At 46.2% G+C, this 17,245-nt stretch carries 17 protein-coding genes and 2 tRNA genes; 17 read left to right on the forward strand and 2 right to left on the reverse strand.

Translation table 11 applies throughout. The features are described from left to right. The first annotated feature begins 28 nt into the window (after positions 1-28). From ACCC71_RS04105 to ACCC71_RS04120, 4 genes are all read left to right on the forward strand, one after another. A complete protein-coding gene (locus ACCC71_RS04105) occupies positions 29-808 on the forward strand; it encodes a CehA/McbA family metallohydrolase (protein WP_434311162.1) in 780 nt (259 codons plus the stop codon). 271 nt (positions 809-1,079) lie between these two features. Next, on the forward strand, positions 1,080-1,763 hold the full coding sequence (locus tag ACCC71_RS04110; protein ID WP_434311804.1) for an ABC transporter ATP-binding protein: 684 nt from the start codon (positions 1,080-1,082) through the stop codon (positions 1,761-1,763). Then, positions 1,760-4,354, forward strand: a complete 2,595-nt coding sequence (locus ACCC71_RS04115) for an FtsX-like permease family protein (protein ID WP_434311163.1) — start codon at positions 1,760-1,762, stop codon at positions 4,352-4,354. The genes ACCC71_RS04110 and ACCC71_RS04115 overlap by 4 nt, the downstream gene beginning before the upstream one ends. A gap of 110 nt (positions 4,355-4,464) precedes the next feature. Continuing rightward, positions 4,465-4,549, forward strand: a tRNA-Leu gene (locus ACCC71_RS04120). A 436-nt stretch (positions 4,550-4,985) separates the two neighbouring features. On the opposite strand, the gene ACCC71_RS04125 is transcribed toward ACCC71_RS04120, so the two are convergent. Next, complete coding sequence (locus tag ACCC71_RS04125; protein ID WP_434309412.1) at positions 4,986-5,918, reverse strand: DDE-type integrase/transposase/recombinase; 933 nt, start codon at positions 5,916-5,918, stop codon at positions 4,986-4,988. Positions 5,919-6,115: 197 nt separating this feature from the next. Between ACCC71_RS04125 and ACCC71_RS04130 the strand changes: the two genes are divergently transcribed. The 10 genes from ACCC71_RS04130 to ACCC71_RS04175 all read left to right on the forward strand — a co-directional run bounded on the left by ACCC71_RS04130 (position 6,116) and on the right by ACCC71_RS04175 (position 14,019). Continuing rightward, positions 6,116-6,200, forward strand: a tRNA-Leu gene (locus ACCC71_RS04130). Positions 6,201-6,284: 84 nt separating this feature from the next. After that, complete coding sequence (locus ACCC71_RS04135) at positions 6,285-6,860, forward strand: xanthine phosphoribosyltransferase (protein ID WP_434311164.1); 576 nt, start codon at positions 6,285-6,287, stop codon at positions 6,858-6,860. A 210-nt stretch (positions 6,861-7,070) separates the two neighbouring features. Continuing rightward, the gene (locus ACCC71_RS04140; protein ID WP_434311165.1) at positions 7,071-7,760 is read left to right on the forward strand and encodes a YggS family pyridoxal phosphate-dependent enzyme; all 690 of its coding nucleotides are present in this window, start codon (positions 7,071-7,073) and stop codon (positions 7,758-7,760) included. A 128-nt stretch (positions 7,761-7,888) separates the two neighbouring features. Continuing rightward, complete coding sequence (locus ACCC71_RS04145; RefSeq protein ID WP_434311166.1) at positions 7,889-8,338, forward strand: Lrp/AsnC family transcriptional regulator; 450 nt, start codon at positions 7,889-7,891, stop codon at positions 8,336-8,338. Between the two features lie 231 nt (positions 8,339-8,569). Continuing rightward, complete coding sequence (locus ACCC71_RS04150; RefSeq protein ID WP_434311167.1) at positions 8,570-9,022, forward strand: NUDIX hydrolase; 453 nt, start codon at positions 8,570-8,572, stop codon at positions 9,020-9,022. A gap of 9 nt (positions 9,023-9,031) precedes the next feature. After that, a complete protein-coding gene (locus ACCC71_RS04155) occupies positions 9,032-10,531 on the forward strand; it encodes a carboxypeptidase M32 (protein WP_434311168.1) in 1,500 nt (499 codons plus the stop codon). Positions 10,532-10,578: 47 nt separating this feature from the next. Further along, a complete protein-coding gene (gene larB / locus ACCC71_RS04160) occupies positions 10,579-11,331 on the forward strand; it encodes a nickel pincer cofactor biosynthesis protein LarB (RefSeq protein WP_434311169.1) in 753 nt (250 codons plus the stop codon). Beyond that, on the forward strand, positions 11,324-12,475 hold the full coding sequence (locus ACCC71_RS04165; protein WP_434311170.1) for a LarC family nickel insertion protein: 1,152 nt from the start codon (positions 11,324-11,326) through the stop codon (positions 12,473-12,475). Before larB ends, ACCC71_RS04165 begins: the two co-directional genes overlap by 8 nt. Next, on the forward strand, positions 12,472-13,284 hold the full coding sequence (gene larE / locus ACCC71_RS04170; RefSeq protein ID WP_434311171.1) for an ATP-dependent sacrificial sulfur transferase LarE: 813 nt from the start codon (positions 12,472-12,474) through the stop codon (positions 13,282-13,284). The genes ACCC71_RS04165 and larE overlap by 4 nt, the downstream gene beginning before the upstream one ends. Before the next feature lie 12 nt (positions 13,285-13,296). Then, complete coding sequence (locus tag ACCC71_RS04175; protein ID WP_434311172.1) at positions 13,297-14,019, forward strand: MBL fold metallo-hydrolase; 723 nt, start codon at positions 13,297-13,299, stop codon at positions 14,017-14,019. Positions 14,020-14,063: 44 nt separating this feature from the next. Here ACCC71_RS04175 and ACCC71_RS04180 read toward each other — a convergent pair whose 3' ends face one another. Beyond that, complete coding sequence (locus ACCC71_RS04180; RefSeq protein WP_434311173.1) at positions 14,064-14,954, reverse strand: serine hydrolase domain-containing protein; 891 nt, start codon at positions 14,952-14,954, stop codon at positions 14,064-14,066. 116 nt (positions 14,955-15,070) lie between these two features. On the opposite strand from ACCC71_RS04180, the gene ACCC71_RS04185 reads away from it, so the two are divergent. The 3 genes from ACCC71_RS04185 to ACCC71_RS04195 all read left to right on the forward strand — a co-directional run bounded on the left by ACCC71_RS04185 (position 15,071) and on the right by ACCC71_RS04195 (position 17,105). Then, the gene (locus ACCC71_RS04185) at positions 15,071-16,186 is read left to right on the forward strand and encodes a LysR family transcriptional regulator (RefSeq protein ID WP_434311174.1); all 1,116 of its coding nucleotides are present in this window, start codon (positions 15,071-15,073) and stop codon (positions 16,184-16,186) included. A gap of 99 nt (positions 16,187-16,285) precedes the next feature. After that, complete coding sequence (locus ACCC71_RS04190) at positions 16,286-16,657, forward strand: MerR family transcriptional regulator (protein WP_434311175.1); 372 nt, start codon at positions 16,286-16,288, stop codon at positions 16,655-16,657. 1 nt (position 16,658) lies between these two features. Further along, positions 16,659-17,105, forward strand: a complete 447-nt coding sequence (locus ACCC71_RS04195; protein WP_434311176.1) for a flavodoxin — start codon at positions 16,659-16,661, stop codon at positions 17,103-17,105. Positions 17,106-17,245: the final 140 nt, after the last annotated feature.

Consider the following 17,245-nt stretch of genomic DNA (forward strand, 5'->3'; position numbering starts at 1 on the left):
ACCTGTTTTTAGAGAGGAAGTAGGAATTTTGAAGTTTGACATGCATTGCCACACCAGCAATGGCTCTTTCGATTCTCGTGTGGATATCGAGGAATATATCGAGCTTCTTCGCATGGAGGGGTTTCAGGGAATGCTGGTGACAGATCATAATACTTATAACGGGTATCGCGCCTGGGAGAAAATTAGAAGAAGGACCCATAAATACGACGATTTTGTTGTATTAAAAGGCGTGGAATATGATACGAGAGATGCCGGACATATCTTGGTGATTATGCCGGATGACGTAAACTTAAAAGTTTTGGAGGTGCGCGGAATGCCCCTCCGCCAGTTGATTTATACCGTACATGCTTTTGGAGGGATTTTGGGACCGGCCCATCCCTACGGCGCTCCTTATCTAAGCGCCATGCGTTGCCGCCGGCTGAAGATTCAAGGGGATCTGCTTCATGCCTTTGATTTTGTGGAAGCTTTTAATACCTGTGAGACAAAAGAGTCCAACCGACAGGCAAAGAGGTTGGTAGATGTTTATCATAAGGTCGGCTTTGGAGGTTCGGATTCCCATCGGCCCCAGGACGTTGGCTTGGCATTTACCGAGATTGATGCGGACGTTCGTTGCAATAGCGATTTGATCTATGCGGTAAAGACGGGAAAAGTCGTGGGGTTTGGCGGCATGGAGCGGGAAAAGCAAAAGAATGTCGCGGTTCAAAGAGCGATGAGCGTACCGTTTCGTATGTATAATCGAAGCCTCTGGGCGGCAAAAGCAATGTCCCGACGAAACAATCTAAAGCATTTGTTTCAGCATGGGGCTTGAGACACGTTTCTGCAGCTTGGACGCAAAGGATTTGAGTTGTTGTAATTTTAAGAAGATGCCGCCGCTTTGAAAAAGCGGCGGCGTTTTATATCGCCAGGGTTCCGGTATTTAGAGAGCTCCTTTTCCCAAGGAGTTCTCTAAATACCGGAACCCTAGCGACTAAAAATGCTCCGCTCGAAAGGGAATACGTGACAAAACTGTCACTTTACAGTCACGGGAAAGTCACCCGGAGAGGATAAGATAAGAAAAAACGCAGGGACAGGAGGAAATGATGGAATTATTACGGGTGGAGAATCTGTGCAAAACTTACGGAACAGGCGAAAATCGGGTGGAAGCGCTGAAAAATGTTTCTTTTTCTGTAGAAAAAGGAGAATTTGTCGCGATCATTGGCCCGTCTGGGTCCGGCAAATCAACGCTGATTCATTTGCTGGGAGGGGTAGATACTCCTACGTCGGGAAAGATTTTTTTGGATGGGACAGATGTATATGCCCAAAATGAAGAACAGCTGGCGATTTTTCGGCGGCGTCAGGTGGGGCTGATCTACCAGTTTTACAATCTGATTCCGGTTCTAAATGTGGAAGAGAATATTACTTTGCCGCTTCTCATGGACGGAAGAAAAATCAATCGGGGGCGTCTGGATCATATGCTGGACATCCTGGGCCTTTCCAACAGACGGAATCACCTGCCGAACCAGTTATCCGGTGGACAGCAGCAGCGCGTCTCCATCGGCCGCGCGCTGATCAACGCGCCGGCTCTTGTTCTGGCAGATGAACCTACCGGAAATTTAGACAGTAAGAACAGTCAGGAGATCGTGGAACTTTTAAAATTTTCCAATCGGGAATATCACCAGACATTGATTGTCATTACCCATGATGAAAATATTGCGCTTCAAGCCGACCGGGTGCTGGCAGTGGAGGACGGGCGGATTGCAAGAGATGAGGTGATTCGCCGATGAATGTACTGAACCATGTTACCCTTCGGACTTTGAAGGAAAATCGAGTGCGTACAGCAGTAACCATTATCGGTGTGATTCTCTCAGCCGCGATGATTACCGCTGTGACGTCTTTTATCACAAGCCTTCAAAACTATATGATCGAGTATGAGATTCTTCATAATGGAAACTGGCATGTGGAACTGGATTGTCTAAGCGGGGAAATGGCTTCCCGCCTGGAAGAGGATTCCAGAGTAGAACATCTGGATTGGATACAGAATGTTGGTTACACGAAATTGAAAGAGCAGTCCACAAACGGATACCCTTATATCCATGTTATGGGATTTTCCGAGGATGCAATGGAAACGCTGCCGGTTCGAATAACGGAAGGACGCTTGCCGGAAAATAGTCGGGAAATTGTGCTGAGCGACTATGTGAACCGCATGGGGAAGACGAATTTTGAAGTGGGGCAGGAACTGACTTTTGATATGGGATGGAGATACTCTCCGGATGGAGAACTTTTGACGCCAAGGGGGAAATATCAGGAAGAAGAGAAACTCGTGGCGACAGAGGAAAGAACATACACCTTGGTTGGATTTTGTGAAAATCCTTCCTATCAATCCTCTGTGTCCCCAGGATATGCAGGAATTACCTGGGCGGATGAGGGCGCATCCCTGAAAAAGGACTGCCTTAGCTATTACCTGCGCCTGGAAAATCCAAAAGACGCTTACACCGTACTAAAGGAATACGGAAATTTGGGAGAGAGCAATCAAGGATTGCTGTTATATCTGAATGTATCTGCCTACAGTGGTTTTCATCGAGTCCTGTACAGTATGGGGACCATTCTGATGACTTTGATTTTGATTGGCTCGGTTTCCTTGATTTACAATGCTTTTTCGATCTCGGTGGGAGAACGGACACGCCAATTTGGTATCCTATCTTCGGTGGGGGCTACGAAGAAACAATTGGCGTCCAGCGTTCGCTTTGAAGCTCTTGCCATTGGCGCCATCGGCGTGCCCTTGGGAATCGGCTCCGGTCTTTTGGGAGCCTGGATTACCCTGAGTCTGCTGAGCGACAAGTTTACCTACCTGGCCGGGGAGGGGACCATGCATTTGTACGTGACCTGGCAGGGGATTGCCATCGCTTTTGTGATTGCGTGGCTGGCACTCTTTCTTTCTGTTTGGACCCCAGCCCGTCGGGCCGCCCGCATGTCGGCTATGGATGCGATTCGTCAGACCAAGGATATCCAAATCCGGCCTCAGAAAAGGAGAACAGGGCGTTTGGCTTACCGCCTGTTCGGCCTCTCTGGTTTGCTTGCTGCAAAGAATTTTAAACGGAACCGCCGTGGTTATCGCAGTACTGTGATTTCTTTGTTTTTAAGCATTGTTTTGTTCCTTTCCGCCAGTTCCTTTGTCCAGTATCTGAGCGCTGGAGTGGATGGAGGAACGGGAACGTCCAACTATGATCTGGAATACTATTCAGAGAAGGAGGACGATGTGGATTCGATCTACCAGATATTGAAGGAGGTACCAGGCGTAGAGCGGAGCAGCCGGTATCAGGCGGGATATTTTGAAATTTCTTTGGGACGAGCCTTTTTGGACGATACGCTGGTAGAATATTTGGATCGGAAAGGCGGCTGGAATCTGGATTCTCTGGGTGAAAGTCCGTCCGATCAGGCATACTGGAATCTGCGCACGGTATTTTTGGAAGATGAAATGTTCCGGCAATATGCGGCGGAATTGGGGCTCGACGTAGATGCATTTGCCGATCCGCATCATCCCCAGGCGATTGCCTTGAATCAATATTGGGATTATGATGGAGAACAGGATGCATTTCGAAAACTGCAGATATTGAAGGGGAACGCGCCCGCAGATGTGGATGTGTCTATTTTGGATTTTTCGGAAACAGGGGAAGTACAAAACATGCTGGATTGGGGCGTTTCCATCGGGACATTTGCGGAAGAGCCTCCTATGGGAATCCATGTTTCCAGATATGTGCAAACGCTGATCTTAATTTATCCAAAAGCGGTTCAAGAAGCGGTGGTTCCGCGGGAACTTTCCGGCAAGCTTTCGAATCCGGTTCTGCAATTTATTGCGGAAGATGCGGATGCAGTCTGCCAGGAAATGACATCAATTTTGAAGTCACAGAAAGTAAGCGGATCTTTGTATAATCAGGCGGAGAGAGAAGAATCGAGTCGGGACATGTTAGAGATCGTCCATGTGTTTTCGTATGGATTCATCGTGCTGATTTCTTTGATTGCCGCTGCCAATGTATTCCATACCATATCGACGAATCTGCACTTAAGACGGCGGGAGTTCGCTATGTTAAAATCCGTCGGTATGACGGAAAAAGGTCTTCAGAGGATGATGTATTATGAATGCCTTTGCTATGGAGGAAAATCCCTTTTCTATGGCCTTCCGGTTGCTTTCGGGATCAATTATCTGCTCTATCGAAGCATGGACGCAGGCGTGGAAGTCGGCTTCCAGATCCCTTGGGTCAGTCTGGCGATCAGCATAGGCAGCGTGTTTTTAGTGGTAATTGCGACGATGCTGTATGCCTTGGGAAAATTGAAAAAGGAGAATACGGTAGATATTTTAAAGCAGGAGAATGGTTAAAATAGATAAAAGCAGTTGGCGGAAAAACGTGGATAAAATTAAAAAAAACACTTGACATTTTTTAGGGGTTGCGCTATCCTATAAAAGCGCTTAAAAAGCGTATGGAAAGCGCAGTTGTGGCGGAATTGGCATACGCGCATGATTCAGGTTCATGTCCATATTACTTGGGTGCGGGTTCAAGTCCCGCCAACTGCACGAAAGCATTCAACCCCGAACGTTTTACCAATCGGTGAAACGTTCGGGGTTGTTGGTTTTTACCATTGGATATTTTTAATTCAGATTAGTCAAATATGATTTGCCGAATCATATCTGACTAATTTTGAAAGAATGTGGTATACTATAGCCATCCTGAAAGGAAAGATACCGCTCTATTTGCAGAGTGCAAGTGGACGAATGAAAAAGTAGATCTGAGTGTATTGGAAACCCTTGCAAAGCGCAGCAGACTGTTTTCCTATAAAAATGTACATCTGTATCTGTTTTTCAAGTCCGGCTTTGCCAGAGGCTGTATCGACGAAGCCAAAAGAATGGGCAATGTAACGCTTGTAAGTTATGCGGATATTGTTGCTTCAAGCAAGAGAAGAGAAATCTTATGAGGTGAAAAATAAGAAAATGTAGGTTTGTCAATCATATGTTACACTGAGCCATTATAATCCCTAAGTACCTGAGCCGGAGTTTTCCAACCAAGAGGGCGCATGGGAAAGTTATTGTAATCCCTGCGATTGTACACTTTCAGCTGTCTGCTGAAATCTTCAAAGGAATAGAAGGTGTGCGTGGCATAAAAGCGTTCGTTGTCCTTACGGTGACTGCGTTCTACTTTGCCATTGTGCCTTGGTGTAAAAGGACGGATAAGCTTGTGGCGAATCCCATGTGCCAGCAGATGAACCTGAAACATTGTCGGCTTATCCCGTTGTGTGGTGAAGCGGTTGGTAAATTCAGCCCCGTTATCCGTTTGAACACATTCGATCGGATAGGGGAAAGCCTTTATCAAATGGTCCAAAAACTGAGCAGAAGAGTAGGTACTGTGTTCGTCAAAAGCCTCTACGAAACGCCATCTGGAGAATTCATCCAAAGCAGTGTACTGGAAGAACTTTTCGTCTTTGACATTGCTGTTGAGCAGACAAGAAGCAGGAACGAACTTGACATCGATCTGAATGCGCTGCCCGGGATGATCCATCTGCTCGTAAGGCTTAGGGATATACTTGGGATTGGGAGGATGAACGGCCATAATCCCCTGCCTTTTCAGAACGCGGTAGAGTGCGGAGATAGAGCGTGAATAGCCTCTCTGCCTAAGCTTAACCCAGAAAACAACGAGACCGTCATGGGGATTGCGTCTGCGCATATCGGAGATCAATTTCAGTTCTGCCGAAGTATGCTGATTGGGATGGTGGTGAGGTTTTCTTGAGAGATTGCGCAAAGACTGTATGGAGCCGTCGTAGCGGCGTCGCCAGCGGTAAATATACTGGCGGTTGGTACTATATTGAATAGCAGCTTTTGTAACGCCATGCTTTTCCGCATATTGAATTAGGGATAGACGATACCTCATATCTTGTGTTATACTAGCCATAGCAGAGAACTCCTTTTTGTTTGTTTTGTTGTGGTGACTAAAGTATAACACAAAGGAGGCATCTCTGCTTTTTCATTATTCAGTTGTAACACATGTATTGTAATCCTACATCTTATGAGGTGAAAAATAAGAAAAGTGCTTGACATTTTTCGTGTCATGCGCTATTCTATAATAGCGTTTGAAAGACGCATGAAAGCGCAGTTGTGGCGGAATTGGCATACGCGCATGATTCAGGTTCATGTCCATATTACTTGGGTGCGGGTTCAAGTCCCGCCAACTGCATAAAGCCAATATGATCCGAATCTTTTCCAATAGGTAAAGATTCGGATTTATTCTTTTGAGGCGGTGGAGAGAAGGAAAAGACCAATGAAACTTTTAGAAGAACGAATCCAGAAAGACGGTTTGGTAAAACCGGGAAATGTATTAAAAGTAGACAGCTTTTTAAACCATCAGATGGATGTGGAATTGTTTGACCAGATGGGAGCGGAATTTAAGCGGCTGTTTTCCGACCGGCCGATCAATAAAATTTTAACCATCGAGGCGTCCGGTATTGGGATCGCTTGCGTTGCCGCGCGTCATTTTCATGTGCCGGTAGTATTTGCAAAGAAAAGCCAGAGCATCAATCTGGACGGAGAATCCTATGTGACAAAGGTGGAATCCTTTACCCACAAACGAACCTATGATGTGATTGTGTCAAAGAAGTATCTGGGGCCGGAAGACCACGTGCTGATTATTGATGACTTTCTGGCCAATGGCTGCGCTGTGAACGGCCTGATTGATTTGATTCAGAGCGCCGGAGCTACCGTGGAAGGCGTTGGAATCGCCATTGAAAAGGGATTTCAAAACGGCGGCGATATGGTGCGTGACAAAGGGATTCGCGTGGAATCCCTTGCGATTGTAGAACGTATGAATGCGGAAACGGGAGAGATTGTTTTTCGTTAAATTTTAGGAAAAGCCGATGGAATATGCGAAACAAAAAGAAAGCGTATTCCGTCGGCTTTTATTTTTGAAATAGCATGATTTTACCGATTCCGCTTAAGAAAATTTTGATCAAGAAATGAGAATCGATTCTTGAAGTTTCCGAAAAAACGTGCTATACTACGGGACGGAAAATAAAAATAATTTGAAATTTGGTTTTCGAAAGGTAGAAAAATGGTAGCGGAAAATTACCGGGAAGTGGAAGCTAGGGTTGCCGCCGCCTGCGAGCGGTGTGGCCGGAGACGAGAGGCAGTGACATTGATCGCGGTCAGTAAGACAAAACCTGTGGACATGATCCGGGAGCTAATCGAAATTGGCGTGAAAGATTTCGGTGAAAATAAGCCGCAGGAATTAAAATCAAAGACAGAAGAAATTGTGGAGCCGCTGCATTGGCATCTGATCGGCAACCTGCAGACAAATAAGGTGAAGTACGTTGTGGGCAGAGCATGCTTGATTCATTCGGTTTCTTCCTTGCATCTAGCGGAAGCTATACAGAAAGAAGCGGAAAAGAAAGCGCTGACTTGCCAGATTCTGGTGGAAGTAAATATTGCCGGTGAAGAGACGAAGTCTGGAATTGCGAAAGAAGATGCTGCCCAGCTGATACGTCAGATGGCAGAGTTTCCGAATTTGAAGATATGCGGTTTGATGGCGATTGCGCCGCCGGTAGAGGATCCGGAGGAAAATCGAGTGCACTTTCGCGCGATGAGAAAGCTGAAAGAGGAGATTGCGGCTCTGGATATACCGGGAGTCTCCATGGAAGAACTGTCCATGGGGATGACGGGAGATTTTGAGGTGGCAATTGAAGAGGGCGCTACGATGGTTCGGGTGGGAACCGCTATTTTTGGTCATAGAGAGGTTCGCTGAATTTTTAATATTGGGGTGGATTTCCAGTTTTTGGATGGATGATACAATTATTTTGAAAGAAAAAATGAAATTGAACTTTTGAATATACCGTGGTATAATTCTTATATAAAGTTAAAGGAAGGTTTGTCATGGACAGAATTGACAAGAAGTTATTGCGGCTTCTTCAGGAAAACGCTAGATACTCTCTGAAACAGTTGTCGGAGAAGGTATTCCTGTCATCGCCGGCGGTAGCGGCCCGTATCCAGAAGCTGGAAGACGACGGCATTATTTCCGGTTATCATGCGGACATTAGTTTGGACAAGATGGGGTATCATATCACAGCTTTTATTAATTTGGAAATGACGCCGAAGCAAAAGGCGGAGTTCTTGCCTTTTATTTCCAGAGTGCCCAATGTGATTGAGTGTAATACCGTTTCCGGGAATTATTCGATGCTGATGAAAGTAAGCTTTCCTTCTACCACCGATCTGGATGTTTTTATCGGTCAGCTTCAAAAGTTTGGCCATACGGAAACACAGATTGTTTTTTCCGTTCCGGTACCCCATCGGGGAATTGTTATGTCCGGCGCGGATGAGGATTGAGATTTTTTTGATACAGGTAAAAAACAGCCTTTTCTTTTTGCGTCCTAAAATCAGGGTGAAAAGAGAAAAGGTTTTTTTATTCAATAGGAAATTTCATTGAAATTTCCTATTGAATAAAAAAACGCTCCCCATGGAGTTATTATGAAACCTTGACGCTTTCTACTGAACAAGGTATACTTATGTTAATTAATATAGACAAGGTACTGTTCCAACCGGACAGGAGGGATTGCAATGACAGAAGCAACGAGCTGTGGCGGTGTGGTGATTTTTCGCGGGAAGATTTTGCTTTTGTATAAGAATGTGAGAAACAAATACGAAGGCTGGGTACTTCCGAAAGGTACGGTGGAAGATGGAGAAGAACATTCGGAAACTGCTTTGCGTGAAGTCATGGAGGAAACCGGAGTAAAAGCGTCGATTATCAAGTACATTGGAAAAAGCCAATATACTTTTTCTACATTGAAAGAGGAAATCGTGAAGGATGTCCACTGGTTTTTAATGATGTCGGATAGCTATTACAGTAAACCGCAGCGAGAAGAGTTTTTTGTGGATTCTGGATACTACAAATACCATGAGGCATATCATCTTTTAAAATTTTCCAATGAAAAGCAAATCTTAGAAACAGCCTACAATGAATATTTAAACCTGAAAAAGAAAAACCTATGGGGTAATAAAAAATATTTCTAGGAGTATGATATGAACCAGCTTTATAAGAAATTAACCCCATATCTGGAACAGTGGAGGATGCTTCAGACCTCCCTGACGCTTTTTGAGTGGGATCTGGAAACCATGGCTCCGGAAAGCTCCATAGAGCGTACGGCTTCGGTGATGGAACTGCTCCAGGACGGACTTCGGAAAGCGATTCTAAAACCGGAGACAAAGCGTACGATAGAAGCGCTGAAAGATGCGTCGGACCTATCGCCTGCGGAAGCGGCCATCGTGCGGGAATTGGTTCGAGAGATGGAGAAGATGGAAGCGATTCCATCCGAGGAATACCGGGAGTATGCAAATTTACAGGCGTCGGCGGCGTCTATTTGGGCGGAGGCAAAGAAAAAGAACGATTTTTCTTCCTTTGCTCCGACGTTAGAAAAAGTAGTCGACATGACACGACGCTTTGCGGAGAAGAGAGCCAAGGGAAAGAAAAGTCCTTACGATGTTTTGTTGGAGGATTACGAGAAGGGATTTACAGAAGAAAAGTTGGACTCCTTTTTTGAAAAGCTGGAAAAGGAACTGCCTCCTTTGGTGCAGGAGGCACAAAAAGCGCAAGCAGGAATCGACGACTCGTTTCTTCATCAGAAATTCCCTGTAAGTAAGCAGCGGGAATTTAACAAATATTTGGCGGAATATATGGGATTGGATTCAAAACGGGTGGCGATGGCGGAGAGCGCCCACCCATTTACGACGAATCTGCATTGCGATGATGTGCGTATTACGACCCATTACTATGAAGATCTTCCGGCCAGCGCTATTTTTTCTACGATTCATGAGGGCGGTCATGCTTTGTATGAGCTGGGGGTGTCCGAAAAGCTGACTTTGACGCCGGTGGGCATGGGGGCATCCTGTGGAATGCATGAATCCCAGTCCCGTTTTTATGAAAATATGCTGGGACGGCGCAAGGAGTTTTGGATTCCGCTTTATGGAAAGCTGCAGGAATTATTTCCGGAACAGCTGGGAAATATTTCCCTTGACCGTTTTCTGGCCGCGGTGAATTTAGTGAAGCCCGGTCCAGTGCGAATTGAATCCGACGAGCTGACCTATAGTCTTCATATTTTGGTGCGTTACCGTTTGGAGAAAGAACTTTTTAATGGGGACCTTTCCGTAAAAGAACTGCCGGAGCGTTGGGATTCCTTGTACGAGAAATATCTGGGCATCCGTCCAAAAGACGCAGCGGAAGGAGTTTTGCAGGACATCCATTGGGCTCAGGGATCTTTTGGATATTTTCCGTCTTATGCGCTGGGAAATGCCTTTGCTGCTCAGATTGGAAAAAAGATGGAAGAGGAGCTTCCGGTAGGCGAACTGCTTTCGGAGGGGAAACTTTCCGAGATTACGGCATGGCTTCGAGAAAAGATCCATCGATTTGGCGCCGTGAAGCCGGTCTCGGAGCTATTAAAGGATGCGACGGGGGAAGAGTTTTGTCCGGATTATTATTTGGATTATCTGAAAGATAAGGTGCGTGCAATCTCACAGCCGGTTTAGAAAGTCAAATGTCTCGTGGTCTATGTGTAAATAAAGGGGAGAAGTATATGGATGTTAAAAAATTACTGTGTCAGGTGAAGGAAGGGAGTCTGAGTATCGAAGAAGCGCAGGAGATGCTCAGGCTTCTTCCCTATGAAGACTTGGGGTGCGCGAGATTGGATCACCATCGGCGTATCCGGACCGGTTTTCCAGAGGTGATTTTTTGCCAAGGGAAAGAGAAAGAGCATCTGAAAAAAATTTTTGCCAGCTTTCGAGACCGTCAGGAGAACGCTATGGGTACCCGTGCATCCAAAGAGCAGGCGGAGTTTGTTTCGGAAGAGGTTCCGGAAATCCTTTATGATCCGATCTCTAGGATTCTCAAGCTGGAATATGAAAAAACGGAGCAGACTGGCCTTGTTGCTGTCTGTACAGCGGGGACGGCGGATATTCCTGTGGCGGAGGAAGCAGCCCAGACCGTGGAATTTTTTGGAGGCCGTGTCGAGCGGTACTTTGACGTAGGAGTCGCCGGCATCCATCGGCTTCTGGCAGTAAAAGAGGATATCGATAGGGCCAACTGTATTATCGCGGTGGCTGGTATGGAAGGCGCTCTGGCAAGCGTCGTGGCCGGATTGGTAAATAAGCCGGTGATTGCCGTGCCGACCTCGGTGGGATATGGAGCCAGCTTTGGAGGTATCTCCGCGCTTTTGACCATGATTAATTCCTGCGCCAATGGGATTACAGTAGTGAATATTGATAATGGCTATGGAGCGGGGTATGTGGCTACCCAGATCAACCGGCTGGTGGAGAAAAAAGATGGGTAAGAATCTATTATATTTGGAAAGCTATGCTGGTTTTACCGGCGATATGGCTGCCGCTGCTTTGTTGGATTTGGGCGTGGACGAGAAGGCGCTTGCGCATCTCTTGTCCCTTTTGCCTTTTGGCCCGATCTCTCTTATTCATGGAAAAACGAAAAAGCAAGGGGTTTTTGCCAACACCTTTGAGGTGATGGCGGAAAGGAATTCTTCGTATTGCCTGACCGATATTTGGGAGATGCTGGACCAACTGCCGGCAAATCCGGAGATGTGTCAAATGGCAAAAGAGATGTTTCTCCGTTTGGGAGCGGCGGTGGCAAGAACTTGCGGAGTCCCGGAGAAAGAGGTTTTGTTCCAGGAATCGGAGGCAGTAGAACTTTTGGCAGCGGCCTACTGTTTTGATCAATTACATATTGGAGAAGTGATTCTTTCTCCTCTCTATGAAGGTCAAGTCTCCCGAAATTCTGGACCATCCCCCATATCGATCGCTGCGGCGCGGACTTTGATGGAAACCTATGGGATTCCATTTGGTACGACCAATATGGAAGGGGAAGCGGTGACAGGAGTCGGGGCAGTCATTGCCTCTTTACTTTGGAAGGGCAGGACGTTTCTTCCGCCTTGCCAGATTCAAAAGACTGGTATCGGTGCGGGAAAAAGTGAGTTGTCTCAGACGAATCTGTTACGGGCCAGTTTGATTCATCCGATAGACGGGGCCGAGGAAATATGGGTGTTAGAAACGAATCTGGACGATTGTTCTGGGGAGGCGTTGGGGTACACTTTGGAAAAATTGGGAGAAGCCGGAGTACGGGACGCCTTTTTTATTCCTGTGTTTATGAAAAAGAATCGTCCGGCTGTTCTTCTCACCGTTGTCTGTGACCGTGAAAAGATTTCGGAAGCGGAGCAGATTATTTTTACCCATACGACAACCATCGGTATCCGGAAACATCCCGTGGAGAGAAGATGCCTAAAACGAACCGTGGATACGGTAGAGACTCCTTGGGGCGCGGCGCGGGTAAAATGCTGCCGGGCGGGTGAAACTACTTGGAATTACCCGGAATATGAGGATATCCGTCGGATTTGTAATGAGAGCGGAGAAAGCTTTGGGGAGGTTTACCGTCTCATTCAAAATCTAGCGGAAAAGGAAGAGATATGAACGAGAAATGGGAGCTGTTAAGAACGAGAATCGAGGAGTTGTCAAAAAAGAACGTTTGTCTGGCTTTTTCCGGCGGCGTTGACAGCGGCCTTTTGATGAAATTATTTGTGGACGCGGGGGCAAAAATCCAGGCTGTGATGTTTGATACCAGGCTTCACCCCAGAGCAGATATAGAGGGCGCGAGACAGTTGGCGGCGGAATGCGGCGTGCCGTTCACGCTTCTTGCAGTAGACGAGAGTACGGAGCCTTCCGTTTACCAGAACCTTCCGGATCGCTGTTATCACTGTAAAAAGAAGATGTTTTCTGAGCTGAAACGCTGGGCCGCCGGGCGGGGCATGGATCAGATTGTGGAGGGAACCAATGCGGAAGATCTTCTGGCTTACCGGCCAGGTATTCGTGCGTTGGGAGAATTGTCGATTTTAAGTCCTCTGGCAGAGTGTGGGCTGGACAAAGCGGAAATACGAAAGATGGCGGCTGCGGTTGGTCTATCAGTAGCGGAGAAACCGTCTTCGCCGTGTCTTGCCACAAGACTTCCTTACGGGACGCCCTTGGAGCCGGAACTGCTGCATCGTTTGGAAGCAGGAGAAGCCTGGTTTCGGCGTCAAGGCTTTCGGCAGGTGCGCTTGCGTTACCATGATCCGATTCTTCGGATCGAAGTGGAAAGCGATGAATTAGAGCAGCTGTTTGCGCTTCGAAAGGAGATTGTGGAGGAGCTGAAACGATTGGATTTTCTTTATATTACAGCGGATTTAGAAGGATTCCGATCGGGCAGTATGGACCTTAAGCAGAATGGGAAATCAATAGAATAGGAGTGAATGTGTATGAGGGTTACTTATATCGGGCACAGCGGTTTTTCTGTGGAACTGGATCATTTTGTGTTGCTTTTTGATTACTATCAGGGCACATTGCCAGATTTTCCGCGGGGAAAGCAGCTGATCATATTTGCAAGCCATAAACACCACGATCATTTCAATCCCAAGATCTTTTCTCTGGCGGACGCCAATCCGGGGGCGGTCTATCTTTTATCGCGGGAGATTCGAATTCCGGCCCGCGGTATGGAAAAAGGCGAGGTCCATTATCTGGGAAGGCGCGCCATGTATGATTATACGTTTCAAGGGCATCGGATTTCCGTGGTAACGCTGCGTTCTACGGATATCGGTACGGCTTTCCTGGTTCGGGCGGACGGAAAACTGATTTATCACGGCGGAGATCTGAACTGGTGGGCCTGGAAGGGGGCGGCGAAGAGTTCTCTTTCCAGTATGGCGGCCCGCTATCAGGATGAAATTCACTATTTGGAGGAGCAAGAGCCGAAAAAGCATCATGTGGATGTGGCGTTTGTTCCATTGGACCCGAGACTGGAAGAATATGCCCCTTTGGGGATAGACTATTTCCTGAGACATATGGACCCGGACTATGTATTCCCGATGCACTTTTGGGAAAAGTATGAGATCATCCGAGAATACAAAGAGCGGGAGGAGTCCCAAGCGTGGAAAGATAAGATCGTAGAGATTGAACGGCAGGGACAGGAATTTCTTTTGCCATAAAAGTTTTGATATGGTTTTGCCTTGGCTGTATGCTCCCTTGGGAATCAAAGGTATGGATACAGGTAAGTCCAGACATATTCCAGGAGGTTATTTTCTCCCGGATCATTGCTATTTAACACGATAACGGCGTTCTTTTCTTTTAAGATGGTACAGTATTGGCCAAAGCGGCCAACGGCGCTTAAGGAGTCGTAACGTCCTCTCCAGAAAAGCATACCGTAATCCCGGATTCCGTCCGGTACCGGTATCACCGTGCGGTCTACCAGACGTACCCAGCTTTTCGGGAGGATTTGTCGTCCGTTCCAGACGCCGTCTTGTAGATAGAGCTCTCCGAAACGGGAAACTTCGGTGGAGCTTAGTTCAATGCCGCCGGCTCCAAATGTGTTTCCCAGCGGATCGGTTTCCCATTCTGGAAGAGAAATATCAAGCGGCTCAAAAAGCCGCGGCAGGAGATATTGGGGCAAACGTTCCCCGGAAGCTCGCTCTAAAATGACGCCGGCCAGATAAGGGCCGGCGTTGCTGTAGAGAAAGACGGTTCCCGGCTCCTCCTCAAAAGGACGGGAGAGGACAAAACGAATATAGTCTTTTTCTTGCATGGTTCTTCGCTGATTTCCCATCAAATAGGGCTTTTTTTGTCCGATGGTCATGGTCAGCAGATGGCGTATCGTTAATCGTTCCAGGCGAGGGCTTACCGCAGCGGGAAGCTCGTCCGCCAGCAGATCGACGATCCGATCATCCAGGTGAATCAGCCCTTCTTCCAAAGCAAATCCAACGGCAGTGCCGGTAATACTTTTGCTGATGGAAAATTGATTCTGGCGGGTTTCCGGGACAAAGTCGCGGTGCATCAGCTCCCGGCCGTCTTTTCGCACAATGGCATGCTCCACGCCAAAAGGAGCGATAGACCGGCAGAAAAAGTCAAAACGTTCTTGCGTCAGCATGATATCCTCCCTGCGCTATTTCTTTTCTTTGGAATCTTTTTTGGGGTCTTCTTTCGAGACTGCTTGAGCGATATAGAGCGCGATGATAAAATACGCGATGCTGATGATGGTTAACCATGGCTCGCCGAGATGAAGGACCTGATCCAAAAGAAAATATTTTACCAGGAGAAATGCGGCTACCAGAGCGACCAATACGAGGGAAATTTTGGTACGATTATATTTCATACGGTTCTCCTATTCTATCCGGGTTCATTTTTATGACCGGTATTTTCTTATTTTATCTGTTTTGGAAGGGCTTGTCAATTCCGCCGGAATTTCTTAATTTAATAGGGGGCAATTTTATGGAACTTCGGGTACTGAATTATTTTTTGGCGATTGCACGAGAAGAAAACTTTACGAGGGCAGCCGAACAACTCCATGTGACGCAGCCTACTTTATCAAGGCAGATTGCGCAACTGGAAGAAGAACTTGGCGTTGAACTCTTTGTGCGGAGCAATCACAATATCATTTTGACCGAGGATGGAATGATTCTTAAACGCAGAGCGCAGGAAATTTTGTCTTTGGCTGACAAGACAAAACGAGATTTTCTGCATAAGGATGAAAATCTTGAGGGCGTTATTTCCATCGGCAGCGGAGAGTTTTTGGCCACCCGATATTTGACCGACTGCATTGCGGAATTTCGGAAAAAGCATCCGCTTGTACGCTATGAATTTTATAGCGGAAATGCCGATAATATCCGCGATTACATTGAAAGAGGTTTTCTGGATATCGGGCTGATGTCCGAACCGATTGATATACGGAAATATGAATTTGTATCTATGCCGATGAAAGAAGAATGGGGGGCGTTGGTGCAAAAGGATTCTCCTTTGGCAGAAAAAAGCGTTATAACACCACAGGATTTAGTGGATATTCCGATTATTTCCGCATTAGGTGAATTTATAGAAAGCGATATTGGCAAGTGGTTTGGAGAATATGCCGGACAAGTGAATATTGTTGCAAAAGGCAACCTGCTTTACAATGAGGCGATGTTAGCAGAAAGCGGTATCGGAGCCGTCATAGGGATTCGTTTGAATTATAATTACAATAATCTTCGTTTTATCCCGTTATCTCCTGCCCTGAAAAGCGGTACGGCTTTGGCGTGGAAAAAAGAACAAATTTTTTCTACCGTCACTTCCACTTTTATAGATTTTTTAAAGAAATACTCAAAAGGCATAACTTGCGATAAGCGATAAGTATTAGATATTTCAGGAAATTGAGTCTATAATAAAGGTGTTCCAAGATGGAATACCTTTATTTTATTTCATAGGAAGTTCTGACGAAAGGAGTCCCAAATGACGATACACGAGGCGAGTGAGAAATATAATATTCCGCTTAAAATTTTACAGGAATATGAAAACTGGGGATTGTGTGATGAGGTAAAAAAGGTAATGGGTTCATGGCAATATGATGACAGCGATATCGAACGATTGAGCACAATTATGACGCTCCACGATATCGGTTTTACCAATGACGAAATAGAAACGTATATGAAACTTCTTCTGCAGGGGAAATCAACCCAACAAGAACGATTGAAAATGTTGAATGATAAGCGGAGTGGTACGCTTGATGAAATTCATTTTAAGGAGAGACAGTTAGATCGGTTAGATTATCTCCGTTTTGAAATACGGAAAGGAAATCAAAGAACAAGAAAAGGAGATTTTTAAAATGAAAAAAACGGTTTATTTTCTGATGGTTATTACTTTGTTGTTCTCTTTGGCCGCTTGCGGTAACAATGCAAACAACGAGGAATCTTCCTCTTTGACACCGCAGAGCAGCGAGCCGAGTTCGTCTTCTGTCGAGGAACAGAACGCTCCGAGCAGTCCAACGGAAACGCCTGTGTTGGATACCGAGCCAACGGAAACAGGTTCAAAATCGTTGGTCGTTTATTTTTCTTGGTCAGGCAATACCGAGAATGTTGCCAAAGCCATTCAGAAACAGACGGATTCTGATATTTTTGAGATTGTTCCTGCGACACCGTACAGCGATGATTATGACACTGTTCTGGATGTGGCAAAGGAGGAACAGCGCAACGATGCCCGCCCTGCAATTGCAGACAATATTACGAATATGGCGGACTATGACGTGATCTATGTGGGCTATCCTAAACTGTAGTATCCTTTTGGCTGTGTATAGCGTGTATTATGTAAGGGAGATGGAAAGAAAAAGAACTGCATACACATATGGGTGTAAAAAGTGTGTATGGTGTTATCAGGTAAATAGCATAAATTTAGGATAGCAATAGATGTATCTGG

This window comes from Hominifimenecus sp. rT4P-3, assembly GCF_051055405.1.
GTDB lineage: Bacteria > Bacillota > Clostridia > Lachnospirales > Lachnospiraceae > Pseudolachnospira.